This is a genomic window from Variovorax durovernensis (assembly GCF_977011995.1).
This window is the reverse complement of sequence record NZ_CDRNCW010000001.1, coordinates 5,616,211-5,639,944: the sequence shown is the minus strand read 5'-3', so window position 1 is coordinate 5,639,944 and position 23,734 is coordinate 5,616,211. Positions and strand designations below refer to the sequence as shown.

General features: G+C 68.1%; 21 protein-coding genes. 11 read left to right on the top strand and 10 right to left on the bottom strand.

Annotation, left to right across the window (positions count from 1 at the left end):
• Positions 1–5 precede the first annotated feature (5 nt).
• Positions 6–1,472 carry an alkaline phosphatase gene (locus tag ACWV14_RS26785; protein WP_454904551.1) on the bottom strand — a complete coding sequence of 489 codons (1,467 nt, stop codon included), beginning with the start codon at positions 1,470–1,472 and terminating at the stop codon, positions 6–8.
• 191 nt (positions 1,473–1,663) lie between these two features.
• Positions 1,664–2,074 (bottom strand): DUF2177 family protein, encoded by a 411-nt coding sequence (locus ACWV14_RS26780; protein WP_454904550.1) that lies wholly within the window; start codon positions 2,072–2,074, stop codon positions 1,664–1,666.
• Between the two features lie 79 nt (positions 2,075–2,153).
• On the opposite strand from ACWV14_RS26780, the gene queC reads away from it, so the two are divergent.
• Positions 2,154–2,858, top strand: a complete 705-nt coding sequence (queC, locus tag ACWV14_RS26775) for a 7-cyano-7-deazaguanine synthase QueC (RefSeq protein WP_454904549.1) — start codon at positions 2,154–2,156, stop codon at positions 2,856–2,858.
• Here queC and ACWV14_RS26770 read toward each other — a convergent pair.
• Complete coding sequence (locus tag ACWV14_RS26770; protein ID WP_454904548.1) at positions 2,840–4,639, bottom strand: ABC transporter ATP-binding protein/permease; 1,800 nt, start codon at positions 4,637–4,639, stop codon at positions 2,840–2,842. The two genes, queC and ACWV14_RS26770, sit on opposite strands and share 19 nt — an antisense overlap.
• Before the next feature lie 96 nt (positions 4,640–4,735).
• Positions 4,736–5,296 carry a phosphonate degradation HD-domain oxygenase gene (locus ACWV14_RS26765; protein WP_454904547.1) on the bottom strand — a complete coding sequence of 187 codons (561 nt, stop codon included), beginning with the start codon at positions 5,294–5,296 and terminating at the stop codon, positions 4,736–4,738.
• Between the two features lie 284 nt (positions 5,297–5,580).
• Between ACWV14_RS26765 and ACWV14_RS26760 the strand changes: the two genes are divergently transcribed.
• The 6 genes from ACWV14_RS26760 (at position 5,581) to ACWV14_RS26735 (ending at position 11,660) form a co-directional block, all read left to right on the top strand.
• On the top strand, positions 5,581–6,615 hold the full coding sequence (locus tag ACWV14_RS26760) for a putative 2-aminoethylphosphonate ABC transporter substrate-binding protein (RefSeq protein ID WP_454904546.1): 1,035 nt from the start codon (positions 5,581–5,583) through the stop codon (positions 6,613–6,615).
• A gap of 26 nt (positions 6,616–6,641) precedes the next feature.
• Positions 6,642–7,721, top strand: coding sequence for an ABC transporter ATP-binding protein (locus tag ACWV14_RS26755; RefSeq protein WP_422088153.1), 1,080 nt, complete (start codon positions 6,642–6,644; stop codon positions 7,719–7,721).
• A 2-nt stretch (positions 7,722–7,723) separates the two neighbouring features.
• Positions 7,724–9,439 (top strand): putative 2-aminoethylphosphonate ABC transporter permease subunit, encoded by a 1,716-nt coding sequence (locus ACWV14_RS26750; RefSeq protein WP_422088152.1) that lies wholly within the window; start codon positions 7,724–7,726, stop codon positions 9,437–9,439.
• The gene (locus ACWV14_RS26745; protein ID WP_454904545.1) at positions 9,439–10,578 is read left to right on the top strand and encodes a TIGR03364 family FAD-dependent oxidoreductase; all 1,140 of its coding nucleotides are present in this window, start codon (positions 9,439–9,441) and stop codon (positions 10,576–10,578) included. The genes ACWV14_RS26750 and ACWV14_RS26745 overlap by 1 nt, the downstream gene beginning before the upstream one ends.
• Before the next feature lie 49 nt (positions 10,579–10,627).
• A complete protein-coding gene (gene phnX / locus ACWV14_RS26740; protein ID WP_454904544.1) occupies positions 10,628–11,452 on the top strand; it encodes a phosphonoacetaldehyde hydrolase in 825 nt (274 codons plus the stop codon).
• Between the two features lie 73 nt (positions 11,453–11,525).
• On the top strand, positions 11,526–11,660 hold the full coding sequence (locus ACWV14_RS26735) for a hypothetical protein (protein ID WP_454904543.1): 135 nt from the start codon (positions 11,526–11,528) through the stop codon (positions 11,658–11,660).
• Positions 11,661–11,704: 44 nt separating this feature from the next.
• Here ACWV14_RS26735 and ACWV14_RS26730 read toward each other — a convergent pair whose 3' ends face one another.
• Positions 11,705–12,604 carry a DapH/DapD/GlmU-related protein gene (locus ACWV14_RS26730; protein ID WP_454904542.1) on the bottom strand — a complete coding sequence of 300 codons (900 nt, stop codon included), beginning with the start codon at positions 12,602–12,604 and terminating at the stop codon, positions 11,705–11,707.
• A gap of 121 nt (positions 12,605–12,725) precedes the next feature.
• On the opposite strand from ACWV14_RS26730, the gene ACWV14_RS26725 reads away from it, so the two are divergent.
• Complete coding sequence (locus tag ACWV14_RS26725) at positions 12,726–13,997, top strand: MFS transporter (RefSeq protein ID WP_454904541.1); 1,272 nt, start codon at positions 12,726–12,728, stop codon at positions 13,995–13,997.
• On the opposite strand, the gene ACWV14_RS26720 is transcribed toward ACWV14_RS26725, so the two are convergent.
• The gene (locus tag ACWV14_RS26720) at positions 13,945–15,369 is read right to left on the bottom strand and encodes an aminotransferase-like domain-containing protein (protein ID WP_454904540.1); all 1,425 of its coding nucleotides are present in this window, start codon (positions 15,367–15,369) and stop codon (positions 13,945–13,947) included. The two genes, ACWV14_RS26725 and ACWV14_RS26720, sit on opposite strands and share 53 nt — an antisense overlap.
• A gap of 99 nt (positions 15,370–15,468) precedes the next feature.
• Between ACWV14_RS26720 and ACWV14_RS26715 the strand changes: the two genes are divergently transcribed.
• The 3 genes from ACWV14_RS26715 to ACWV14_RS26705 are packed head-to-tail and all read left to right on the top strand — an operon-like array spanning position 15,469 to position 17,671.
• On the top strand, positions 15,469–15,657 hold the full coding sequence (locus tag ACWV14_RS26715) for a DUF2970 domain-containing protein (protein ID WP_422088147.1): 189 nt from the start codon (positions 15,469–15,471) through the stop codon (positions 15,655–15,657).
• Positions 15,654–16,370 (top strand): c-type cytochrome, encoded by a 717-nt coding sequence (locus ACWV14_RS26710; protein ID WP_454904539.1) that lies wholly within the window; start codon positions 15,654–15,656, stop codon positions 16,368–16,370. The genes ACWV14_RS26715 and ACWV14_RS26710 overlap by 4 nt, the downstream gene beginning before the upstream one ends.
• Positions 16,371–16,384: 14 nt before the next feature.
• Complete coding sequence (locus tag ACWV14_RS26705) at positions 16,385–17,671, top strand: c-type cytochrome (RefSeq protein WP_454904538.1); 1,287 nt, start codon at positions 16,385–16,387, stop codon at positions 17,669–17,671.
• A 12-nt stretch (positions 17,672–17,683) separates the two neighbouring features.
• Here ACWV14_RS26705 and ACWV14_RS26700 read toward each other — a convergent pair whose 3' ends face one another.
• From ACWV14_RS26700 to ACWV14_RS26685, 4 genes are all read right to left on the bottom strand, one after another.
• On the bottom strand, positions 17,684–19,693 hold the full coding sequence (locus ACWV14_RS26700; protein WP_454904537.1) for a lipoxygenase family protein: 2,010 nt from the start codon (positions 19,691–19,693) through the stop codon (positions 17,684–17,686).
• 178 nt (positions 19,694–19,871) lie between these two features.
• Positions 19,872–21,290 carry an 8-oxoguanine deaminase gene (locus tag ACWV14_RS26695; RefSeq protein WP_454904536.1) on the bottom strand — a complete coding sequence of 473 codons (1,419 nt, stop codon included), beginning with the start codon at positions 21,288–21,290 and terminating at the stop codon, positions 19,872–19,874.
• A gap of 4 nt (positions 21,291–21,294) precedes the next feature.
• Positions 21,295–22,710, bottom strand: a complete 1,416-nt coding sequence (locus tag ACWV14_RS26690; RefSeq protein WP_454904535.1) for a nucleobase:cation symporter-2 family protein — start codon at positions 22,708–22,710, stop codon at positions 21,295–21,297.
• A 121-nt stretch (positions 22,711–22,831) separates the two neighbouring features.
• A complete protein-coding gene (locus tag ACWV14_RS26685) occupies positions 22,832–23,734 on the bottom strand; it encodes a LysR substrate-binding domain-containing protein (protein ID WP_454904534.1) in 903 nt (300 codons plus the stop codon).

The window sequence follows — 23,734 nt, the reverse complement described above, 5'->3', positions numbered from 1 at the left end:
GCCCCTCACAGGCCGACCGCCTTCTTGATCAGGCCGAACACGTCGGTGTTGGTGATGACGCCGGAGAAGTTGTCGGCGCCCAGGCCTTGCGCGCCGAGGAACACGTCGGCACCGCCGTGGGTTTCGGAGTCGCTGGCCGCGTCCGTGGGAACCACGGCTTCCTGCCTGTAGTCCTTGCTTTCCAGCGCGGTGCTGTCGATGGGGCCGCGCGTGGCCAGGCGGACGGGGCCGTTGCCGAAACCGATGATGGTGTACGGGTTGCCGTCGACGTCCTTGCTGGTCTTGCTGTTGTCGACGTAGTCCTTCACCAGGCCCAGCACGCCCGGCTTGCCCGGCTCGGTCTTGCCGGTACGCGCCGCATAGCCGTTGAGCTGCAGCGTGTGGTCATGGTCGGCAGTGACCACCACCAGCGTGTTCTTCAGGCCCGGGTCGATGGCCTGCATCTTGTCGAGCGCGAGCTTGATGGCGTCGTCGAAGGCGCCGGTGTCCTGCAGGGCGCGGCGGGCGTTGGTGGCGTGCAGCGCGTGGTCGATGCGGCCGCCTTCCACCATCAGGAAGAAACCCTTCTTGCGCGCGGCCAGGGCGTCGATGGCCTTGCCGGTCATTTCGGCCAGGCTGGGTTCCTTGGTGGCGTCGCGGTCCAGGTCGTAGGCCATGTGGCTCTTGGTGAAGAGGCCGGCGATCTTGGTGGTGCCGTCGACTGGCAGCTTGTCGAATTCGGTCTTGCTGCTGGCGTAGCTGTACTTGGCGGTCTTCAGTTCGGCGATCAGGTCGCGCTTGTCGTTGCGCTTGCCGCCCGCTTCCTTGGAGAGGAAGTAGTCCGTGCCGCCGCCGAAGAACACGTCGACGCCGTCGCCCAGCTTGCCGTTGTAGCCCGCGCCGCCGGGCACCAGCGCCGCGGCGATGGTGTTCTCCGCGTCGCGGTGGCACACGTGCGAATACGTGGCGGCGGGCGTGGCGTGCGTGATGCGGGTGGTGGTCACCACGCCGGTCGCATAGCCCTTGGCCTTGCTCTGCTCCAGCAGCGTCTCGACGGCCTGGCCGTTGCCCGAGGGGCAGGTGCTGTCGTAGTTGACGTGATAGGCCTTGCCCGAGGCGTCGGTGGCCTTGGTTTCGGGGCTCATCGAGATGACTTCGTTGTTCATCTTGACGCCGGTCATGTAGGCCGACATCGATGGCGCGCTGTCGGTCACCTGGGCGTCGTTCGAATAGGTGTGGACGAAGGCCGTCTCGGGCAGCGTGTCCATCGTCAGGTCGCCGTCTTCGCCGACCTTGTAGATGCGCGCGGCGGTCATGGTGGTGATGCCCATGCCGTCGCCCAGGAAGAACAGCACGTTCTTCTGGGGCTGCGCGGCGGGCTGTTGCGGTTGCTGCGGAAACGGCAGCAGTTGGGGACCGTGGTTGCTGCCGCCGCAGGCGGACAGCAATAGCGAAGCGCCCAGCAGTGCTGGGGCAATGAAGCGTTGGGTCATGCGACTCCTCCGGAGGATTGTTTGAGTAGTGCGCGTGGCGCACAGATGTTCCGGAGGTGAAATCTAGAGACGTCGCGTGACTCGGCCATGACGACGCAGATCCGCTGAAAAAGTTCAGCGCATTTCAAGAAAGAAACACGCCGGAAGTCTTCGGCGTGTCATGCCCGCTTGCTAGCGGGGATCGAGGTTGCTCAGCGCGCAGCCATCCAGCGCCAGGCCACCGCGCCAGCCGCCGCCGCCACGCCGCTCACCACCGTGCCCCAGGCGATGTCGATGAACGACAGGGCCAGCGGCCAGTTGCGGATCACCGCCAGGTTGGTCAGGTCGTAGGTGGCGTAGCAGAACATGCCGAACAGCGCGCCCAGCACGGCCGCGCGCAGCACGCTTTGCGCCTCGACGCCGGGCATGATCGCGAACAGCAGCAGGCCGACCGGGTAGATCAGGTAGAAAACAGCCGCGAAGGCCAGCCGCGGGTTCGGCGACATCAGGTCGCCCATGCCCTCCTGGTACATGCCCTTGGCGACGACGCCCAGCCAGATCATGTCGATCACCAACAGCACCACGAAGGTGACTGCCCATGCAACCAAGTGTTTAGTGCTCATTCGCGGCATGGTATCCGCGCAGCCGATGCGGCCTGCGAAAATTGCGCTTTTGGACTACAACGGCCCGCCGTTGACGGATATGCCCCTGCACACCACCGCCCTCGTTCTTTTCTCCGGCGGCCAGGACTCGACCACCTGCCTCGCCGATGCGCTCTCGAAGTACCAGCGCGTCGAAACCCTGGGCTTCGACTACGGGCAGCGCCATCGCGTCGAACTCGACGTGCGCGGCACCATCCTCGCGAAGATGCGCGAGCGCTTTCCCGACTGGGCGCCCCGCCTGGGCGAAGACCACGTGCTCACGCTGGCGGCGCTGGCGCAGCTCGGCGGCTCCTCGCTGACCGAGGAGGTCGCCTTCGCGATGCAGGCCGACGGCCTGCCCAACACATTCGTGCCGGGGCGCAACCTGCTGTTCCTCACGCTGGCCGGCGCGCTGGCGTACCGGCGCGGGCTGCAGGTGATCGTCACCGGCGTCTGCGAAACCGACTTCTCTGGCTATCCCGACTGCCGCGACGACACCATGAAGGCCATGCAGCTCGCCTTGTCGCTCGGGCTGGAGCGCCGCCTCGTCATCGAGACGCCGCTCATGTGGATCGACAAGGCCGAGACCTGGCAGATGGCCCACCGCCTGGGCGGCGAGCCGCTGGTCGACCTGATCGTCGAGGAAACCCACACCTGCTACCTCGGCGACCGCACGCATCGCCAGGCCTGGGGCTATGGCTGCGGCGAATGCCCCGCCTGCGACCTGCGCAAGAAGGGCTGGGAGCGCTACGCCGCCGCCGGCTGAACGGTCGCGGTGTTCAGCCGGTACCGCGGCCCGCCGCTGGCCGCGCCTTCTGCCTGCGGCACCATCGTCCAGCGCTGGTTGTGGAAGTCGCCCACGGCCGCGCGGTGCGCGATCGACACCATCGCGCCCCCGGCCGCCTGCACCGTGGCCGCGAGGCGCTTGTAGAGCACGCCCTCGGCCTGCGCGTCCAGGGCACTGGTGATCTCGTCGGCGAACAGCCACGCCGGTTTCTTCAGCAGCACGCGCGCAATGGCCAGGCGCTGCTGCTCGCCGCCGGAGAGTTTCTGGCTCCAGGCGTCGCTCTCGTCGAGGCGGTTCACCAGGTCGGGCAGCAGGGCGTCGTTCAGGGCCTGGCGCAGCTGGTCGTCGCTGAAGTTCGTGGCCGGGTTGGGGTAGGTCAGCGCGTCGCGCAGCTTGCCGTCGGGCACATAGGGCCGCTGCGGCATGAAGGCGACGTTGTCGGGCACCTGCAGACGGCCTTTCGAGAACGGCCAGATCCCCGCGAACGAGCGGAACAGCGTCGACTTGCCGCTGCCCGACGGGCCCTGCAGCAGCACGCTGTCGCCGGGCTTCACCGCCAGCGCGGCGCCGGCGAGCAGCGGCGTGCCGTCGGGCAGCGCGACCCCGAGGTCATCGGTGTGCAGCACCGCGGCGTGCGCGCGCTGCAGGCCATCGTCCTGCGCGGCATGGGCGGCCATGCTGTCGTCGAAGCTGGTGAGACGGTCGGTGGTGGCGCGCCACACGGCCACGCTGTCGTAGTTGTCGACAAACCAGCTGAGCGACTCCTGCACCTTGCCGAAGGCCGAGCCGATCTGCATCAGGTGGCCCAGCTGGAACGCGCCGCCAAAGTACTGCTGCCCCGCCACCAGGAACGGAAAGATCACGGCCGCCTGCCCGAAGAACGAGGTGAAGGTGACAAGGTTCTTCTGCTGCTTGATCAGCAGCAGGTAGTTGCGCAGCACGTTGCTGAAGCGCAGGTCGAGCTGGTCTCGCTCGACCTTCTCGCCGTGATCCAGCGCAATGGCCTCGCTGTATTCGCGTACCCGCACCAGGTGGTGCCGGAAGTCGGCCTCGAAGCGCTGCTGCCTGAAATTCAGGCCGATCAGCGGACGGCCGATGAAATGCGTGATGACGGTGCCCAGCACGGAATATCCCAGCGCCACCCAGACCATCGCACCCACGATCTGGTGGGTGGTGCCGTTGAACGTGAACGAGAAATTGCCTGACAGCCCCCACAACAGCCCAATGAAGCTCATGAGCGTGACCACGGCGTTCAGCAGCCCCATGGAGAGAGACATCGTGGCGCTGGTGAAGATCTGCATGTCTTCCTGGATGCGCTGGTCCGGGTTGTCCGGCGTCTGGCCGTCCTTGCCGGCATAGCGCGCCAGCTCCAGGTGATAGAACGTGCGGTTGGACATCCAGCGCGACAGGTAGCTGCGCGTCATCCAGGTGCGCCAGCGCAGCTGCAGCAGCTGGGTCACATAGAACTTGAGCACCTGTACAGCGATGTTGGCGAAGGCGATCCAGCCGAACACGCCCACCTCGTGCCAGAAGACCACCGCGTTCTTGTTCTGCAGCGCGTCATAGAAGCGCCCGTACCACTCGTTGCCGAGCACGGCCACATACACGTAGAACAGGTTGAGCGCGACGATGGTCAGCAGCATCGCGCGGGCGCGCCATTTTTCCTCGGAGCTGAAGTAGGGCGCCGCGAGCTTGAATACCCGGCGCAGGACCTGGACCAGCGTGCCCGCGCGCGCGGTGATGGAGGGGGGTGAAGACATTCGGTTTTCCTCTCAGGCGCCCGTGCGCCGCTCGTCATGAGGAAAACATATGTTTCTTAGATGGGGCTGAATCGTGCCCGCTGCCTCAAAAGGTGCTCAGTTCAGTATCACCCGCGCCGCAATCGCCAGGAAGTGCGCCAGCGGTGGCGTCTTCAGGCCCTCCGCTTTCGCTGCTTCGTCCCACAGCCGCAGCCGCACCGCGTCGTCGGCCCAGCGGTGTTCGGTAAAGCGCCGGGCCGCCTCGTCGTCCATCACGCCGCCCTGCAGTGCGAGGCTGCGCACCGAGTCCGGCGAGAGCTTCGAAAAATAGCCGGGCCGCGTGGCGCACAGGTAGCGCTTGGCGTCCACGTGCAGCCGGATGGGCTCGCGTACCTCGACATCGAAAGCGCCGCGCAGCAGCGGCAGGGCGATGTATTGATGGCGGTCGTCGATGCCGAGTTCGGTGGGAGAGTGCGATAGGGTCTGGTGCTCGGCGATCAGCAGGTGGCCCAGGTCGTGCAGCAATGCCGCGGTCACCAGGGAGTCGCTCGCGCCGGCCTGTTCCGCGAGCCAGGCGCATTGCAGCGCGTGTTCGAGTTGCGTGACGGGCTCGCCCGCATATGCGACCCCGCCCCGTTCGGCGAACAGGCGGGCGATCTCGGCGAGGTCGAGTGTCATGGAAGTGAAACGGAGCGGGCGGGAGCAGGAGCGAAAGCGCGGGTGACAGCGCGCGGAGTCTGCCGCGGGGCGGTGACACGCGGATGACGAAGCCGCGACGAAGCCAGTCGGCCTTGGGCGCTATTTTGGGGATTTGTGTGTTTTTGAGGCGTCTGACAAATCCCTGTCACATGCCGCTGCCAGCATCCCCGCATTCGTCGCCGTACAGGTTTTGCGTACTTTCGCTTGCCTGTCCGTGTGTCCCGCTTTGCGTTCTTTGTTTTTCCACCTGGGGAATCTCCACCATGCTGCACCGTCAACTCCGCCGCGCCCTCGTGCCGGCCGTCCTGTTCTCGCTGGCCTTCGCCGCATCGGCCCAGGGCCGCACCGAACTGCTGGTCTACACCGCGCTCGAAGCCGACCAGGTGCAGGCCTACAAGGCCGCATTCGAAAAGGAGAACCCGAGCATCGAACTGAAGTTCGTGCGCGACTCGACCGGCATCGTCACCGCCAAGCTGCTGGCCGAAAAGGCCAATCCGCAGGCCGACGTGGTGTGGGGCCTGGCCGCCACCTCGCTGATGCTGCTCGACAAGGAAGGCATGCTCCAGCCCTACGCGCCCAAGGGCCTGGACGCCATCAAGGCCAACATGCGCGACCCGGCCAACCCGCCCAAGTGGGTCGGCATGGACGTGTGGTCGTCGGCCATCTGCTTCAACACCGCCGAAGCCACGAAGAAGAACCTGCCCAAGCCCACCAGCTGGGCCGACCTGACCAACCCGGTCTACAAGGGCCAGATCACCATGCCCAACCCCGCCGCGTCGGGCACGGGCTACCTGATGGTCTCGGGCTGGATCCAGATGATGGGTGAAGAAAAGGCGTGGAAGTACATGGACGCGCTGCACCAGAACATCGGCATCTACAGCCAGTCGGGCAGCAAGCCCTGCCGCCAGGCCGGCGCCGGCGAGTTCGCGCTCGGCATGTCCTTCGAATACCGCGCCAACAAGACCAAGCGCGAAGGCGCGCCCATCGACATCGTGCTGCCGAAGGAAGGCCTCGGCTGGGACATGGAAGCCACCGGCATCATCAAGACCAGCAAGAAGCAGGAAGCCGCCAAGGCGCTGGCCGACTGGGCCGTCACCAGGCAGGCCAACGAGCTGTATGCCAAGAACTTCGCCGTGCTGGCGCTGCCGGGCGTGCAGGAAAAGCTCGAGTTTGTGCCGGGCGACGTCGAGAAGCTGCTGGCCAAGAACGACTTCACCTGGGCTGCCGCCAACCGCGACCGCATCCTGACGGAGTGGTCCAAGCGCTACGAGTCCAAGTCGGAAAAGAAGCCCCTCTGATCCCCACGCCCAAGCGGTATCCGGCCATGACGAGCAGCAGCTTTCTTTCCCTTCGCGGCATCGGCAAGTCCTTTGGCGCCACCCGCGTGCTCGACGGCATCGATCTCGACATCGAGCCCGGCGAGTTCGTGTGCCTGCTCGGCCCCTCGGGCTGCGGCAAGACCACGCTGCTGCGCATCGTCTGCGGCATCGAGCGTGCCGACAGCGGGCAGATCCTTCTGGGCGGGCAGGACATCGCGGGCCTGCCGCCCGCGGCGCGCGGCTTCGGGGTGGTGTTCCAGTCGTATGCGCTGTTCCCCAACCTCACGGCCGCGCAGAACATTGCATACGGCCTGCATCCCACCGGCGCGCTGGCCCGCGAGATGGCCAAGCGCTCGCGGGAGATGCTCGACCTCGTCGGGCTGGCCGCGCATGCCGACAAATACCCGGTGCAGCTATCGGGCGGCCAGCAGCAGCGTGTTGCACTGGCACGCGCGCTTGCGCCCAATCCGCGCCTGCTGCTGCTCGACGAGCCGCTCTCCGCGCTCGACGCGCAGGTGCGCGCCAGCTTGCGCAGCGAAATCCGCGCGCTGCAAAGGCGCCTGGGCATCGTGACCATCATGGTCACGCACGACCAGGAAGAGGCCCTGTCGATGGCCGACCGCGTAGTGTTGATGCACAACGGCCGCATCGAGCAGGCCGGAACGCCCGACGAGCTCTATCGCCAGCCGCGCACCCGCTTCGTGGCCGGCTTCGTGGGCCGCATGAACATGCTGCCCGCCACGGTGCTGGCCGACGGCAAGGTGCGCGTTCGCGACAGCGAACTGTTCTGCGCCCCCGGCAACCTGAGCGTCGGCTCGCAGGCCACCGTGGGCATTCGCCCCGAGCACGTGGTCGTGAAGCGCTACGGCACCGAACTCGGCGCCAACAGCTTCGCCGCGCGCCTGCTCGACACCGAGTTCTTCGGCAACCGCACCTCGGCCCGCCTGGCCTGCGAGCCGCTGGGTATCGAGATCGAAGCCGAGCTGCCCGCCGATGCGCGCGGCGGCGGCGGCGAGCCGCTGGTGCCCAGCAGCATGGTGCACATCCAGCTTCCCCTGAACGCACTGTCCGTTCTGGCGCATTGAGCATGAGCAGTCTTCCCGGCGCCGTCGCCGTCCCGCCGGTGGCGATGGCGCGCAGCAGCGCGTTCGATCGCGAACGCTGGATCACGGGTGCGGCCGTTCTGCTGGTCGTGCTGCTGCTGGTCGTGATCGTCGCGCTGCCGGTCGGCGCGCTGGTCGGCCAGAGCTTCTTCGACCGCGCGGGGGCCTTCGTCGGCCTGGCCAACTTTGCGCGGTATCTCGATAACCCGGCGCTGGTGCAGTCGGCGTTCAACAGCCTGGGGCTCGCGGCCCTGAGCGCGGTGATCTGCACCGCCATCGCCTACGTCTATGCCTACGGCCTCACGCTGTCGTGCATGCCGGCCAAGGGCCTGCTGCGCGCGGTGGCGCTGGTGCCGTTGCTCGCCCCATCGCTGCTGCCGGCCATCAGCCTGGTCTACCTGTTCGGCAACCAGGGCCTGTTCAAGGGGCTGATGGGCGACGTGTCGATCTACGGGCCGCTGGGCATCGTGCTGGGCTCGGTGTTCTGGACGCTGCCGCATGCGCTGCTGATCCTCACCACGGCCATGGCCACCTCCGACGGACGGCTCTACGAGGCAGCACAGACGCTGGGTGCCTCGCGCTGGCGAATCTTCCGCACGGTGACGCTGCCGTCCTCGCGCTACGGCCTGATCGTGGCCGCGATGGTGGTGTTCGTGCTGGTCATCACCGACTTCGGCGTGCCGAAGGTGGTGGGTGGCCAGACCGGCGTGCTCGCGACCGACATCTACAAGCAGGTGGTCGGGCAGCAGAATTTCCAGATGGGCGCGGTGGTCGGCCTGGTGCTGCTGATTCCGGCGGTGCTGTCGTTCCTGGTGGAGCGGCACGTGCGCGGCAAGCAGGCCTCGGCGCTGTCGGCGCGCGCCACGCCCTACCAGCCCGAACCGGTGAAGTCGCGCGACCGTGCGCTGCTCGTGTTCTGCGCCCTCACGGGCTGCGCCATCCTCGTGATCATCGGCATGGCGGTGTTCGCGTCGCTGGCCACCTACTGGCCCTACAACCTTGCGCCGTCGTTCAAGAACTACGACTTCAGCAACATGGACGGCGGCGGCTGGGGCAGCTACTTCAATTCGCTGCGGCTGGCCGTGTGCGCCGCCGTGGCGGGCGCGTTCATCACCTTCGTCTCGGCCTATCTGGTCGAGAAGCCGCGCCACTTCGGCCTGCTGCGCGAGCTGCTCAACCTGCTGGCCAACCTGCCGCTGGCGGTGCCCGGGCTGGTGCTTGGCGTGGGCTACATCTTCTTCTTCATCTCGCCGTCCAACCCGCTGCGCGCCATCTACGGCAGCATGACCATCCTGGTGGTGTGCACCGTGGCGCACTTCTTCTCGGTGGCGCACCTGACCTCGCTCACCGCGCTGCGCCAGCTCGACCGCGAATACGAGCTGGTGTCGGAATCGATGGGCGTGCCGTTCTGGCGCACGCTGTGGCGCGTGCACCTGCCAGTGGCGCTGCCTACCGTGCTCAACGTGGGCGGCTATTTCTTCGTCAACGCGATGACGACCGTGTCGGCCGTCGTGTTCCTCTATTCGCCGCAGACCTCGCTCGCCGCCATTGCCGTGCTCAACATGGACGATGCCGGGGACGTCGCGCCCGCTGCGGCCATGGCCTCGCTGATCATGCTCACGGCCGCCATCGGCCGCGGGGTGTTCGCGCTCGCGGGGCATTGGGTGCTCAAGCGCACCCAGAACTGGAGACACCGGTAATGCCCGGTACCCAAGCCCATCATCCCGATCATTTCGACCTCATCGTGGTCGGCGCCGGCATCGTCGGCCTGGCCCATGCCTACACCGCCGCGCAGCGCGGCCTCAAGGTCTGCGTGGTGGAGCGCGACGCGGCCTGCATCGGCGCCTCGATCCGCAACTTCGGTTTCATCACCATCACCGGGCAGGCGCCCGGCGACACCTGGCGCCGCGCAATGCACTCGCGCGACGTGTGGCAGGGCATCGCGCCCTATGCGAGCATCGACATCGTGCATCGCAATCTCTGGCTCGCGGCCTACCGCCCCGAGGCGCACGATGTGCTCGAGGCCTTCATGCGCACGCCGATGGGCGAGGCTTGCGAGCTGCTCGACGCCGCCGATGCGCAAGCCAAGGCACCGGCGCTGAACCTGTCGGACGCGTGTTCGGTGCTGTACAGCCCGCACGAGCTGCGCGTCGAGTCGCGCACCGCCATCGGCCTGCTCGCCCGCTGGCTGGCCGAGGCGCACGGCGTGACATTCCGCTTCGGCGAGGCGGTGCTCGAGGTGGAGACGCCGCGCGTGCGCACCTCGCGCGGCACGCTGCATGCCGAGCGCGTGGCTGTCTGCACCAACACCGATCTTCACGGCCTCTTTGCCGACCGCATTGCGGCTCACGAACTCACGCTGTGCCGCCTGCAGATGCTGCGCGTGAAGCCCGAAGCGGGCTTCCAGTTGCCGGGCTCGGTGATGATGGACCTGAGCCTGGTGCGCTACGAGGGCTACAGCACGCTGCCCGAAGCCGCCGCGCTGCGTGCCCGCCTGCAGCAGGAGGAAGCCGCCTCGCTCGAGCACGGTATCCACCTGATCGTGGTGCAGAGCGCCGACGGCTCGCTGGTGGTCGGCGACTCGCATCACTACGGCGACGCACCCGAGCCCTTCGCGATGGAAGAGGTCGACCAGCTCATCCTGCGGCACCTGCGCAGCACGCTCAACCTCGAGGCCGCGCGGGTCACCGAACGCTGGACCGGCGTGTACCCGTCGTCGAAGACCACGCCCTGCGTGATCGATGCGCCCGACGACGCCACGCGCGTGGTGATCGTCACCAGCGGCAGCGGCGCGAGCACCGGCTTCGGCATTGCGCACGACGTCTTCGAGAAATGGTGAAGCGCACGGCGCGCTCGCCTTCGCCCCCCATCTTTTCATTCATGCAGCCATGAACGCCCACAACCATTCCCAGCTCCAGGCCGTCGTCTTCGATTGGGCCGGCACCATCCTCGACTTCGGTTCCTGCGCGCCCATGGGCGCCTTCGTGAAACTGTTCGAGCAGTTCGGCGTCGACATCACCATCGACGAGGCGCGCGGCCCGATGGGCGTGGCCAAGTGGGACCACATCAAGGCGCTCGGCACGCTGCCGCGCATCGCCGCCCAATGGGAAGCGAAGCACGGCCATGCGTTCAGCGACGCCGATGCCGACAAGCTGTACGAGGTGTTCACGCCGATGAACGCGGCCAGCGTTCGCGATCACGCCGACTTCATTCCGGGTGCGCTCGAAGCCGTCGGGGTGCTGCGCCAGCGCGGCCTGAAGATCGGCTCCACCACCGGCTACAACCGCCCGATCATGGAAGTGGTGTTGCCCATTGCGGCGGCAGGCGGCTATTCGCCCGACAACCTCGTGTGCGGCGGCGACCTGGCCGAAGGCCGCCCGTCGCCGCTCATGATGTACCGCTGCTTCGCCGACCTCGGCGTGTGGCCGCCGCACACGGTGGTGAAGGTCGACGACACCGGCGTCGGCCTGCAGGAAGGCCTGAACGCGGGCACCTGGGCCGTGGGCGTGGCCGTGAGCGGCAACGTGAACGGCCTCACGCTGGCCGAATGGCAGGCGCTCGACGAAGCGCGGCAGCAGGAGCGCCGTGCGCGCGCCACCGCCGAACTCGAAGCCGCCGGTGCGCACTATGTGATCGACAGCGTGGCCGACCTGCCGAAGGTGCTCGAGGACATCGAGCAACGGCTGCAGCGCGGCGAGCGCCCCAAGGCCTGACGGAACCTGCGCCGCCTCGGCACGCGGCGGCGTCCGACTTGACGCGCCGCTCGGCAGGCATAGCATGGCTCGCATGCGAAGCGCATCCTTTGTTCTTCTGTTCTGTCTTGGCCTGCTCGTGGGCGCCTGCGACGACAAGCCGAAGCCCGGTGTGCCGGTGCCGAAGGCTTCGGTGAGTGTCGCGGTGCCGGTGCTGGCCGAGGGCTGACCCGGCAAGCGGTTGCTGCGCCTTCGGCGCAGCCGCTGCGCGCATCAGTCGTTGCTGTGCAGCGTGGTGTTCAGCCCGCCCCATCGCTGCGCGTTGGTCTCGAGCACTTCGACGGCGCCGCTCTGGCTGTTTCTTCGATAGAGCAGCCCTGACTTTCCCGACAGCGTCCTGGCCGACACCACGCTGCCGTCCGGCAGCTTGACCTTGGTGCCCGCCGTCACGTACAGACCCGCCTCGACGATGCATTCATCGCCCAGCGAGATGCCGATGCCGGCATTGGCACCCAGCAGGCTCCGCTCGCCGATGGCATTCTTCGTCTTGCCGCCGCCGGAGAGCGTTCCCATGATGGAAGCGCCCGCGCCGATGTCGGAGTTCTTGCCGACCGTCACGCCGGGCGTGATGCGCCCTTCGACCATCGACTCGCCCAGCGTGCCCGCATTGAAGTTGACGAAGCCTTCGTGCATGACGGTGGTGCCCGGCGAGAGATGCGCGCCCAGCCGCACGCGGTCCGCGTCGGCGATCCGCACGCCGGCCGGCACCACGTAGTCGCTCATGCGCGGGAACTTGTCGATCGAAGGCACCGTGAGGTGGTGGTATTCGGCCGCCACCAGGTGCCGGAGTTCGTCGACCTTCGAAGGCAGCACCGGACCCGCCGAAGTCCAGGCCACGTTCTGAAGCAGGCCGAACAGACCTTCGAGGTTGATCTCGTTCGGCCTCGCCGCCAGTTCGGACAGCAGATGCAGGCGCAGGTAGGCATCTTCGGTGGACAGCGGCGGTGCATCGAGCGATTCGATGCGCACCTCGACCGTGTCCCCCGCGATCAGGCCGACTTTCTCGGCAAGGCAGCGCCGGTTGTTGAAGCCGGCATGCCGGGGAAACCAGACGTCGAGGGTCCTGCCCGTCTCTACGTCACGATAGCGATGGCCGGTGCGCTGGATGGTCATGAAAATTCTTCTTCGGTGATGTGCGTGGTGTGCCGGAAGGACGGCAGGCGCCGGGCCGGCGGCTGTCTTCCGCGAGAATGCCACACGACATGCACCGGCCCTTCCCGGCGCGGAAAAAACAATGACAACGACTCAAGAGACAACCGCCCACCAGGCGGATTCACGCTACGCCATGCTTCGCCTGGGCCTCACGCTGGCGATCATGACGATCGGCAGCAGCGGCATGTACGTGGTGTCGGTCATGCTGCCCGCGGTGCAGGCCGAATTCGGCATCGCACGCGCCGATGCTTCGCTGCCCTACACGCTGCTGATGCTGGGCTTCGGCCTTGGCGGCGTGCTGATGGGCAAGCTGGCTGACCGGGTCGGCGTGATGTGGCCGCTGCTGTTCGGTTCGGTGTTTCTTGGCGCGGGGTACATCGCCACCGGCATGTCGGGCGGCATCGTGTCGTTCACCGTTGCGCAGGCACTGCTGGTGGGGCTGCTCGGCAGTTCGGTGGCCTTTGCGCCGCTGGTGGCCGATACCTCGCTGTGGTTCGTCAAGCGGCGCGGCATCGCGGTCGCGGTGTGCGCGAGCGGCAACTACCTGGCGGGCGCGGTGTGGCCGCCCATCGCACAGCACTTCGTCGAGCTGGTGGGCTGGCGCCAGACCTACATCGGCATGGGTGTCTTCTGCGGAATCACGATGGCGCTGCTGGCCCTGTGCTTCCGTGCGCGGCCGCCGGCCCTTGCGCAGGCGCCTGCCGAGGTCAACGCATCGAGAACGGTCCTCCCGCGAGACCTGGCGCGGCCCTTCGGCCTGAGCTTGGGCACGGCGCAAGGCCTGCTGTGCGTGGCCGGCGTGGCCTGCTGCGTGGCGATGGCGATGCCGCAGGTGCACATCGTGGCCTACTGCGGCGACCTCGGCTATGGCCCCGCGCAGGGCGCGATGATGCTGTCGCTGATGCTGGGCTTCGGCATCGTTAGCCGGCTGGTCTCGGGCCTCATCTGCGACCGCATCGGCGGGCTGCGCACCTTGCTGCTGGGCGGCGTGCTGCAGTGCGTGGCGCTGCTGTTGTTCCTGCCCTTCGACGGGCTGGTGCCGCTTTATGTGATCTCTGCGCTGTTCGGGCTGTTCCAGGGCGGCATCGTGCCTTCCTATGCGATCATCGTGCGCGAGCACTTTCCGCCTGCGGAAGCGGGTGCCCGCGTGGGCACGGTGCTGATGTTCACGCTGTTCGGCATGGCGCTGGGCGGCTGGATGTCGGGAAAGGTGTTCGACCTCACGGGCAGCTACCATGCGGCCTTCCTGAACGGCATCGGCTGGAACCTGTTGAACGTGAGCATCGCGTCCTTCCTGCTGTTCAGGACGCTTCGGCGATCAGGCGGCCGAGTGTTTGCATTGCCCGCTCGCTGAGCGCATCCCACGGGTGGCCGTAGTTCAGCCGCAGGCAGTTGCCGAAGGCGCGCGTGGCCGAGAAGATCGGCCCGGGCGCGACGCTGATGCCCTGTTCCAGCGCCGCGCGATGGATCTCCAGCGCGTTCGCGCCTGCCGGCAATTCCACCCACAGGAAGTAGCCGCCCAGCGGCCGCGTCGCGCGCGTGCCCGCCGGAAAGTAATGGCCCACGGCCTGCGCGAAGGTGGCCTGCTGCAGCGCCAGCGTCTGGCGCAGCTTGCGCAGGTGCTTGTCGAGCCCGCCTTTCTCCAGATAGGCCGCCAGTGCCTGCTGCGCGGGCGCCGAGGTGCTGAGCGTGGTCGTGAGCTTCTGCCGCGCGACCTGCCGCGCGAAGCGCCCGGCCGAGGCCCAGCCGATGCGGTAGCCCGGCGCCAGGCACTTGGAGAACGACGAGCAGTGCAGCACCAGCCCCTGCGTGTCGAATGCCTTGGCGGGCGCGGGCCGGCGCTCGCCGAAGTACAGCTCGGCGTACACGTCGTCCTCGATCAGCGGCAGCGCATGCCGCGCGAGCAGCGCCACCAGCGCCTTCTTCTTCGCGTCGGGCATCAGGCTGCCCAGCGGGTTCTGGAAGTTGGTCATGAGCCAGCAGGCGCTGGGCTTGTGGGCCGCGATGGCCAGCTCCAGCGCGTCGAGGTCGATGCCTTCGCCCGGATGCGTCGGCACCTCGATGGCGCGCAGGCCCATGCGCTGCAGCGCCTGCAGCGCGGCGTAGAAGGTGGGCGATTCGACGATCACCGCGTCCCCGGGCTGCGTGACCGCCGCGAGGCAGAGGTTGAGCGCTTCCAGCGCGCCGTTGGTCACCACGATCTCGTCGGCCGGCACCGGCATCCCGTCGGCCAGGTAGCGCAGCGCGATCTGCCGGCGCAGCGCCGCGCTGCCTGGCGTGAGGTCGTCCACCGTGCTCCACGGGTCGAGCGACTTGGCGCTGGCCGCCATGAACTGCCCGAGCCGTGCCAGCGGAAACAGCAGCGGGCTCGGAAAGGCCGAGCCGAAGGGCACGACCTTGCGCGACATGCTGGCTTCGAGGATGTCGAACACCTGGTCGCTCACGTCGAGCGACAGCGGGCCATCCGCCGGGCGCGAGGTGAGCGTGGATTCGGGCGGCGCGTCGCGCAGGCCGCCGCCGGTGACGTAGTAGCCGGAGCGGTCGCGTGCCCGCACCAGGCCGCGCGCCTCCAGCAGGTAGTACGCCTGGAACACGGTGGATGCGCTCACGCCCTGGCTCTGCCCGGTGTGGCGCACCGAGGGCAGGCGGTCGCCGGTCTTCAGGGTGCCGTTGCGGATCGAGGCCTCGATGCCGGCGGCCAGGGCTTCGTAGCGCTTCTGTTTCATCGCGGGGTGGCGTTCATCCGGCAGCACTTTATCTGCACCGGTCAATTGATGCGAATCTGCATCTGTTCTTTTTTGCCCGGCGGGTCCACACTAGTCCTCATGTCGAATCTGCTGGGCGCAGTGCGCGCCGTTCTCTGGAGTTTCATCGGGCTGGGCGGACGCCGTGCCGATGCCGACAAGCGGACCGCGCAGGTCGGCATCCTGCCGCTGATCGGCGTGGCGCTGGTCCTGGTGCTGCTGTTGATCGCCGGGCTGCTCGCCCTGGCGCACTTCGCAGCCAGCACATGAAGGCCCGCCTTCGACTCGCCGCGACCACGCTGCTGCTTGTGGTGTCCGGCCTGGCGGGCATTGCAGGTGCCGCAACGCCCGCAGCCGTGCCCGACACCATCGAGCAGCGCGTGGCCGCATGCATTGCCTGCCACGGCCGCGAAGGCGCGACCACCAATGCCGGCTACTTTCCGCGCCTCGCGGGCAAGCCGGCCGGCTACCTCTTCAACCAGCTCGTGAGCTTTCGCGACGGGCGCCGCTCCAACAGCGACATGGCGTACATGGTGCAGCACATGTCCGACGCCTACCTGCGCGAGATTGCCGAGTACTTCGCGGGGCTCGACCTGCCCTATCCGCCGATCTCGCCGCTCAGCGACGCCAAGCCCGAAGTGCTGGAGCGCGGCCGCGTGCTCGCGCTGCAAGGCGATGCGGAGCGCCGGCTCCCGGCCTGCGTGCAGTGCCACGGCGCGGCCCTGACCGGCGTGCAGCCCGCCACTCCGGGCTTGCTGGGCCTGCCGCGGCTCTATGTGGCGTCGCAGCTCGGCGCCTGGCTCACCAACGAGCGGCATGCGACCGCGCCCGACTGCATGGCCGAAGTCGGCCGCCGCATGTGGACCTCGGACGTCAATGCCGTGGCGAGCTGGCTGGCAACGCAGCCGATGCCGGCCAACACGAAGGCCGTTGCGTCACTGCCGGCGCCGATGCCGATCGCCTGCGGCGGTACCGCGAAGTGACGAAAGAAGCACCCATGAGCCTGCTGCGACGCACCGGATGGGTGGCGCTGGTGCTGATCGTGCTGCTGGCGCTGGTCTCCGGCGTCCTGGTGGCGATGAACCTGCGCGGCGAGGACGCGCTGCCTGGGCAGGCCGAGAGCTTCAATGCCACGCCGCAGCTGGTCGAGCGCGGCCGCTACCTTGCATTGGCCGGCAATTGCGCGGGCTGCCACACCACGCGCGGCGGCCGGCCCTATGCGGGCGGCCTGCCCATCGAGACGCCCTTCGGCACCATTTATTCGAGCAACCTGACGCCCGATGCGCAGACCGGCATCGGCAGCTGGAGCAGTGCGCATTTCTGGCGCGCGATGCACAACGGGCGCAGCAAGGACGGGCGCCTGCTGTACCCGGCATTTCCGTATCCCAGCTTCACCAAGGTGACGCGCGAGGATTCGGATGCGATCTACGCCTACCTGCGCAGCGTGGCGCCCGCATCGGAGCAGAACCGTGAGCACCGGCTGCGCTTTCCGTACGACACGCAGGCCGCGCTGGCCGTGTGGCGTGCGCTCTCGTTCAAGCCCGAGGCCTTCGTTGCCAACGCGGGCAAGCCGGCCGAGTGGAACCGCGGTGCCTACCTGGTCGACGGGCTGGGCCATTGCATTGCTTGCCACGGCAGCCGCAATTCGCTGGGCGCCACCGAAACCAGTCGCGGCCTGTCGGGCGGGCTGATCGCGGTGGAGAACTGGTACGCGCCGTCGCTCGCCGATCCGCACGAGGCCGGCGTGGCCGACTGGCCGAGCGCCGACGTCGTCGCGCTGCTCAAGACCGGTGTCGCCCCGCGCGGCTCGGTCATGGGCCCGATGGCCGACGTGGTGTTCCGCAGCACGCAGTACCTGAGCGATGCGGACCTGACGGCAATGGCGAGCTACCTGAAGGACCTGCCCGACGTGCCGAAGAGCGAAGAGCCCGCCAGCGCCAAGACCCCGATCCGCCGCGATGCCGGCACGATGGCGCGCGGCGCGAAGATCTACGACCAGCGTTGCGCCTACTGCCACGGCGACCAGGGCCAGGGCGCAATCGGCGCCTACCCGCCGCTCGCGGGCAACCGCGCCGTCAACATGGCGCGGTCGACCAACCTGGTGCAGGTCATCGCGCACGGCGGCTTCCTGCCCACCACGGCGGGCAACCCGCGCCCCTACGGCATGCCGCCCTTCGGCCAGACGCTCGACGCGGCTGAAGTGGCGGCGGTGCTCACCTACATCCGGGGCTCATGGGGCAACGACAGCGCCCCCGTCACGCAGCTCGACACGATGCGGCGCTGAACGCCTCGCAGGTCAGATGTTGGTGCTAGACGGAATGCGGCTCGGCAACAGGTGCTCGTAGGGCCGCGAGCGCGTGGTGTTGCGCTGGCGGATGGTGTTCTCGATGCCCGCAAGCGCATTGCGAAAACGCTCCAGCGGCCCGCCTTGCCCCGAGATGGCGGGGTCGAGCAGCACCGGCAGGTGCGGGAACACGTTGTCCTTGTACTCGCCGAGCGGCCGGTAATACACGCCGCCGAGGATGTGGAACAGCAGGATCTGCTCCTGCGCCGCGAGCCGCGAAGGCAGCATCTGCGACCAGCTCGCCTCGTTCTGCCCCGTGCTCGAGGCCGGCGCCGGTGTGCCGGCGGCGCCCGCACTGAAGGGCGCATAGGTCATCACCGAGTACTGCGGGAAGTTCACTGCCGCATGCTGCGCGCTGGCGTTGAAGATGATCGCCGTCAGCACGTCGACGAGCTGCGCGCGCGTGGTGATCGGCCGGAAGCCGTGCACCTTGCCGCTGGTCGCGAGTTCGGTGGCCCAGGCCTGCAGCTCGTAGTCGCCGGTCACATCGCCGTCGCCCAGGTAGTAGGTGGCCACGTAGTCGCCGACCCATTGCGCGATCGCGTTCCACACCAGCAGTGCATCGTCGCGGTAGGGGTAGTCGGGCAACGCCGCCGTGTCGTCCACGCCGCGCGTGCGCAGGTCGTTGGGCAGCATCATGCGATCGTAGAAATCGTAGGCCAGCCGGTCGCGGCCGCACTGCTGCTGCAGGGTCTCGATGGGTGCGGTGAGGATCACGTCGCCCGTGGTCAGCGGCGCCATGATGATCAGCGTCGCGGCCTCGTTGATGAACATCGCGCCCTCGAGGTGAGGCGACAGCAGCCGGCTCAGCGGATGCGCGGTCGCGAACTGCCGCTGCGTGGCCATCGCGAAGGCTTCCGACATCAGGTGTGTGCGGCCCAGGTGCACGAACATCTCGTGGTAATTGAAGTCGGCCACCTGCACCGCGGTCTTGGCCGACTGCCAGGCCCAGTAGGCCTCAGCGTTGGCGGTGTCGTCCACGCGCAGGAAGATGGGGTTCAGCGCCGGGTCCTGCCCGCACTGGATCGCGACCGGCACCAGCGAGCGGCCGGTCTTCGGGCGCGCGAACAGCGCGACGGGCGCACAGACGTAGCCGGTGCCGGTGAGCGGCTTGCTTACCGGGCCCGTCGGCGCCATGTCGCCCAGGCCTTCGTAGTCGAGCAGGTAGAGCCGGCCCGATGCCGCCGCGTCGGCGAGGCTGTCGCCGGCGCCCATCACCTGCCGGTACTGCGCGTCGCTGAGCGGAAACTTGGCGGGCAGCACCGTCGCTCGCTGGATCAGCACAGGATTCGGCCCGGACACGCGCATGGCCGCGAACAGGTCGTTGTCATGCAGCAGTTGCGAGATGGCGGGCTTCTCGATGGTGACGAACAGCGCGTCGTACTGCGCCACCGTCTTCGGCCCGTTCAACGCGCCCAGCGGGCCTTGCGACAGCAGGTCGTGGTGAATCTGCTTGAGCTGCGTGGCGATGTCGCCGGCAGTGCCGGTGAGCGTGCCCAGCGAGCTCAGCACCGCTGCCGGCAATGCGAGCAGGCCGCCGTTCGCGGCCAGCAGCTGGTCGAAGCTGGCCTGCAGGCCGGCCAGGCGCGTGCGCAGGTTGTCCAGCGACTGCAGGCTGCCCGACGCGAGCGCGCTGGTGGCGAACGACGCGGCGAAATTGGTCACGGCCTCGATGGCCTTCGCGATCGTCTTGAGCTGGTGCTCGAGCGCCGGCAGCTCGGTCGCCGGCACCACCGCGCCCATCGGCACCCCGGCCAGGTTGATGTGCGATTCGGTCCACAGGTAGGTGGCCTGCCGCCCGACCAGCTCGAGCCGCCGCAGCGTGGCGCTGATCGGGTCGATCTTCTGCGGCAGCGTGGGCTTGAGCACGGGCAACGCCGCCGAGGCGGTCGACGGTCTGCCGGCCAGCAGGGCCAGGCCGCCCGCCGAGGCGGACCATTTGAGGATGTCTCTGCGCTTCATCGGGGAAGTTCCCTGTTGTTGTGGATCTGGGGAAGGCCGAGAAAGATGTCCGGCCACTAAATCGAACGTTCGTTCTATTTGGTGGGCGGATTCTGCGGAGGGGCTCTGGCGTTGGCAATGAGGGTTGCTGCCTAGCGCGAAGGTGCTCATCCGGCGCGCTGCCGGGGCACTGCCTGCCTCAGGCGGTGTGCGGGTGGCGCGCGGCTTCGAACAGCGTGCGGGCGAGATCGCGGTGCCTTGCCAGCAGGGGCGCAAGCTCGAGCCCGGTGAACTCGCCGCCGCGGATGCGCACCGCGCCGCCGATCACGCTCAGCGACACCGATGCCGGCGTGCAGAACACCAGCGCCGCCACCGGGTCGTGTCCGGCGCCCGCATGCGCGACGCCGCGCATGTCGAAGGCCACGATGTCCGCCGACATGCCGGGCGCGAGCGCGCCTATGTCGTCGCGCCCCAGCACGCGCGCGCCGCCCAGCGTGGCGATCTCCAGCGCCTCGCGTGCCGTCATCGCCGCCGGGCCATGGCCCACGCGCTGCAGCAGCATGGCCTGCCGCGCCTCGCCCAGCATGTGCGCACCGTCGTTCGACGCGCTGCCGTCCACGCCCAGCCCCACCGGCACGCCCGCGCGCCGCATGGCGCCGATGGGCGCGATGCCCGAGGCCAGCCGCATGTTGGAGCACGGGCAGTGCGCCACGCCGGTGCCAGTGCGGCCGAACAGCGCGATGCCGGCTTCGTCCAGCTTCACGCAGTGCGCGTGCCACACGTCGCGGCCGACCCAGCCCAGGTCTTCCGCGTACTCGGCCGGCGTCATGCCGAACTTCTCGCGCGAGTAGGCCACGTCGTTGTCGTTCTCGGCCAGGTGCGTGTGCAGCGATACGCCGCGCTCGCGCGCCAACTCGGCCGACAGGCGCATCAGGTCGCGCGACACAGAGAACGGCGAGCAGGGCGCCAGCACGATGCGGCGCATCGAATGGCGCGAGGCGTCGTGCCAGCGGCCGATGAGGCGTTCGCTGTCGCGCAGGATGGCTTCCTCGGTCTCCACCACTTCGTCGGGCGGAAGGCCGCCGGCGCTGCGGCCCACGCTCATGCTGCCGCGCGCCGCGTGGAAGCGCATGCCCATCGCGTCGGCCGCTTCGATCGAATCGTCGAGCCGCGAGCCGTTGGGGAACAGGTAGAGATGGTCGCTGGTGGTGGTGCAGCCCGAGAGCATCAGCTCGGCCATCGCGGTCTGCGTCGACACGCGGATCATCTCGGGCGTGAGGCGCGCCCACAGCAGGTAGAGGTTGGTGAGCCAGCCGAACAGCTCTGCGTCCTGCGCCTCTGGCACCGCGCGCGTGAGGCTCTGGTACATGTGGTGGTGCGTGTTGACCAGGCCCGGCATCACCACGTGGCCGCGCATGTCGATGGCCTCGGCCTGGCCGCTGCGCAGGGCTTCGAGGTAGACGTCGGGCAGGTCGGCGGTGGTCCCCACCCAGGCGATGGCCGGCCCGTCCATCACTACCGCGCCATCGGGAATCTCGCGCCGCGCAGCGTCCATGGTGACGAGCACGTCGGCGTGCCGGACGATGCGCAGCAAGGAGGGGGCGGTGGATGTGTTCATGATGTCATTCGGTCCCGTGCGAGGTGCGTGCCGCCAGTGTGAAGGAACGCTCCCTCGACAGCACGCCGTTGTAGAAAAGATTGAGCAGCACCGCGGCGAGCGTGCCCAGCACGATGCCGCTGTGCGTCAGCGGATGCGTCCAGGCCGGAAAGTGCTGGAAGAAGTTCGGCGACAGCGTGGGAATCAGCCCCAGTCCGATGGAGATCGCGATCACGTACAGCGCGTGGCGGTTCTGCGAATGGTCGATTTCGCCCAGGATGCGCACGCCCGTGGCCGCCACCATGCCGAACATCACGATGCCCGCGCCGCCGAGCACGAACTGCGGCACCGAGGCCACGATGTGCGCGACCTTCGGAAACAGCGCCAGTGCAATGAGCAGCACGCCGCCACCGGCCGCCACATAGCGCGAGCGCACGCCCGTCACTGTCACCAGTCCCACGTTCTGCGAGAACGAGGTGTACGGAAAGGTGTTGAACACGCCGCCGATCACCGTGCCCAGGCCGTCCGCGCGCAGGCCGCGTGCCAGCGCTTCGGTGCCCACCTTTCGGCCGGTGATTTCGCCGAGCGCGAGGAACATGCCCGTGGATTCGACCAGTGTGATCAGCATCACGATGCACATCGAAGCGATGGCCGTGAGTTCGAAGCGCGGCATGCCGAAGTGAAAGGGCGTGGTCACGGCAAGCCAGCTGGCCTCGGCCAGTCCATCGAAGTGCATGCGTCCGAGCGCCAGCGACAAGCCGACGCCGAAGACGATGCCCAGCAGCACCGCGATGTTGGCGATCAGCCCCTTGCCGAAGCGCGTGATCGCGATGATCACCAGCAACACCGCCGCCGCGATCGCCAGGTTCACCGGCTCGCCGTAGGCGGGGTTGGCCACCGCGTGCGCCACGCCGTCGACCATGCGGGTCATGGTGGGTTGCCCGCCCGCGGCCCAGTTGATGGCCACGCCCATGAGCGACACGCCGATCAGCGTGATGACCGTGCCCGTCACCAGCGGAGGAAACACGCCCAGCACGCGCCCCATCAGCGGAGCGACAAGCATGCCGAACACGCCCGCCACGATGGTGGCGCCGTAGATCGCGGGCAGGCCCAGCGAGGGATCGATGCCGATGGCGATCATCGGCCCGACCGCCGCGAAGGTCACGCCCATCATCACCGGCATGCGGATGCCGAAGCGCCAGAAGCCGATGGCCTGCACCAGCGTGGCGATGCCCGCCGCCAGCAGGTCGGCGTTGATGAGAAAGGCGATGTCGGCCTTCGAGAGCCCGAGCGCGCCGCCCACGATGAGCGGCACCGCCACCGTGCCCGCGTACATCACCAGCACGTGCTGCAGGCTCAGTGCACCGCAGCGGCCAATAGGAAGCTTCTGGTCGACCCCTTCGCCGTCTCCTGCGGGGGCCGTTTTATCGTTCGAAAGCATGTGGACCTTTCTTTCCTGCCGATGAACCGGCGCGGCAGTCTAGGAGCGATGCATTCGCATGCGCAAAGTCAATAAATGACCTGCCCTGTGCACAAAAAGTGGACGGGCTGCGGGGGCGGAATCAGGGCGCCAGCAGCTCGTCGAGGCTCGCTACCAAGTGGTTCGCGAACAGCTCGGCCGCGGGGCTCGGCGCCTGCGCGGCGCGCGTCTCGAGCGTGAGCGTCTGGGCACGCAGCGCGGCATCGCGCAGCGGAACGAAGACCAGCGAGCCTTCTTGCCGCTCCTCGTCGACATCGAGCCGGTTGAGCAGCGTGATGCCTCCGCCCTGGCGCACCAGCCGGCGCATGAGCGCGGTGGAGGTGGTCTCGATCACCGGCGAGGCGCTGATGCCCGCAAGCCCGAAGGCCGCATCGAGGATGGGCCGGATCGACAGCGAGGGCGCCGGCAGGATCAGCGGATAGCCGACGCACTCGGCCAGTACCGCCGTGGCATGGGCCGTCAGGGGATGGCCGGGCGGCACCACCGCGCCGATCGGCCATTCGCTGGCGAACAGCGTGCGAAAGCCGGCGGTGCCCGGTACGTCGTAGGCCAACGCCAGGTCGGCATCGCCTTCGCTCACGCTGCGCAGCACCGCCGCGATCGGCAGGCCGAGCAGCTTGAGCTGGATGCCGGGGTGCGCCCGGCGAAAACGCTGCACCACGGCCGGCAGGAAGGCGTCGGCCAGGCCCGCTGTGGTGGCGAGCGTGACCTCGCCCTGGCGCAGCCCGCGCACGGCCTCGATGCGCTGGCGCACCAGGTCGAACTCGTGCAGCGTGCCGCGCGCATGCGCCAGCACGATCTCGCCCACGGGCGTGAGCTTGAGCGTGTTGTGGATGCGCTCGAAAAGGGGCGCGCCCAGCTCCTCTTCCAGATTCAGGATCTGCCGGTTGACCGCCGTGGGCACCACGTGCAGCTGCTCGGCCGCCTTGCGGATCGAGCCCGCGCGAACCACCTCGACGAAATAGCGAATGACCTTGGCGTGCAT

Bases quoted from the DNA above. Each gene is read 5' to 3' on its own strand.
- ACWV14_RS26785 (WP_454904551.1), bottom strand. From the start codon at position 1,472: ATGACCCAACGCTTCATTGCCCCAGCACTGCTGGGCGCTTCGCTATTG.
- ACWV14_RS26780 (WP_454904550.1), bottom strand. From the start codon at position 2,074: ATGAGCACTAAACACTTGGTTGCATGGGCAGTCACCTTCGTGGTGCTG.
- queC (WP_454904549.1), top strand. From the start codon at position 2,154: ATGCCCCTGCACACCACCGCCCTCGTTCTTTTCTCCGGCGGCCAGGAC.
- ACWV14_RS26770 (WP_454904548.1), bottom strand. From the start codon at position 4,639: ATGTCTTCACCCCCCTCCATCACCGCGCGCGCGGGCACGCTGGTCCAG.
- ACWV14_RS26765 (WP_454904547.1), bottom strand. From the start codon at position 5,296: ATGACACTCGACCTCGCCGAGATCGCCCGCCTGTTCGCCGAACGGGGC.
- ACWV14_RS26760 (WP_454904546.1), top strand. From the start codon at position 5,581: ATGCTGCACCGTCAACTCCGCCGCGCCCTCGTGCCGGCCGTCCTGTTC.
- ACWV14_RS26755 (WP_422088153.1), top strand. From the start codon at position 6,642: ATGACGAGCAGCAGCTTTCTTTCCCTTCGCGGCATCGGCAAGTCCTTT.
- ACWV14_RS26750 (WP_422088152.1), top strand. From the start codon at position 7,724: ATGAGCAGTCTTCCCGGCGCCGTCGCCGTCCCGCCGGTGGCGATGGCG.
- ACWV14_RS26745 (WP_454904545.1), top strand. From the start codon at position 9,439: ATGCCCGGTACCCAAGCCCATCATCCCGATCATTTCGACCTCATCGTG.
- phnX (WP_454904544.1), top strand. From the start codon at position 10,628: ATGAACGCCCACAACCATTCCCAGCTCCAGGCCGTCGTCTTCGATTGG.
- ACWV14_RS26735 (WP_454904543.1), top strand. From the start codon at position 11,526: ATGCGAAGCGCATCCTTTGTTCTTCTGTTCTGTCTTGGCCTGCTCGTG.
- ACWV14_RS26730 (WP_454904542.1), bottom strand. From the start codon at position 12,604: ATGACCATCCAGCGCACCGGCCATCGCTATCGTGACGTAGAGACGGGC.
- ACWV14_RS26725 (WP_454904541.1), top strand. From the start codon at position 12,726: ATGACAACGACTCAAGAGACAACCGCCCACCAGGCGGATTCACGCTAC.
- ACWV14_RS26720 (WP_454904540.1), bottom strand. From the start codon at position 15,369: ATGAAACAGAAGCGCTACGAAGCCCTGGCCGCCGGCATCGAGGCCTCG.
- ACWV14_RS26715 (WP_422088147.1), top strand. From the start codon at position 15,469: ATGTCGAATCTGCTGGGCGCAGTGCGCGCCGTTCTCTGGAGTTTCATC.
- ACWV14_RS26710 (WP_454904539.1), top strand. From the start codon at position 15,654: ATGAAGGCCCGCCTTCGACTCGCCGCGACCACGCTGCTGCTTGTGGTG.
- ACWV14_RS26705 (WP_454904538.1), top strand. From the start codon at position 16,385: ATGAGCCTGCTGCGACGCACCGGATGGGTGGCGCTGGTGCTGATCGTG.
- ACWV14_RS26700 (WP_454904537.1), bottom strand. From the start codon at position 19,693: ATGAAGCGCAGAGACATCCTCAAATGGTCCGCCTCGGCGGGCGGCCTG.
- ACWV14_RS26695 (WP_454904536.1), bottom strand. From the start codon at position 21,290: ATGAACACATCCACCGCCCCCTCCTTGCTGCGCATCGTCCGGCACGCC.
- ACWV14_RS26690 (WP_454904535.1), bottom strand. From the start codon at position 22,710: ATGCTTTCGAACGATAAAACGGCCCCCGCAGGAGACGGCGAAGGGGTC.
- ACWV14_RS26685 (WP_454904534.1), bottom strand. From the start codon at position 23,734: ATGCACGCCAAGGTCATTCGCTATTTCGTCGAGGTGGTTCGCGCGGGC.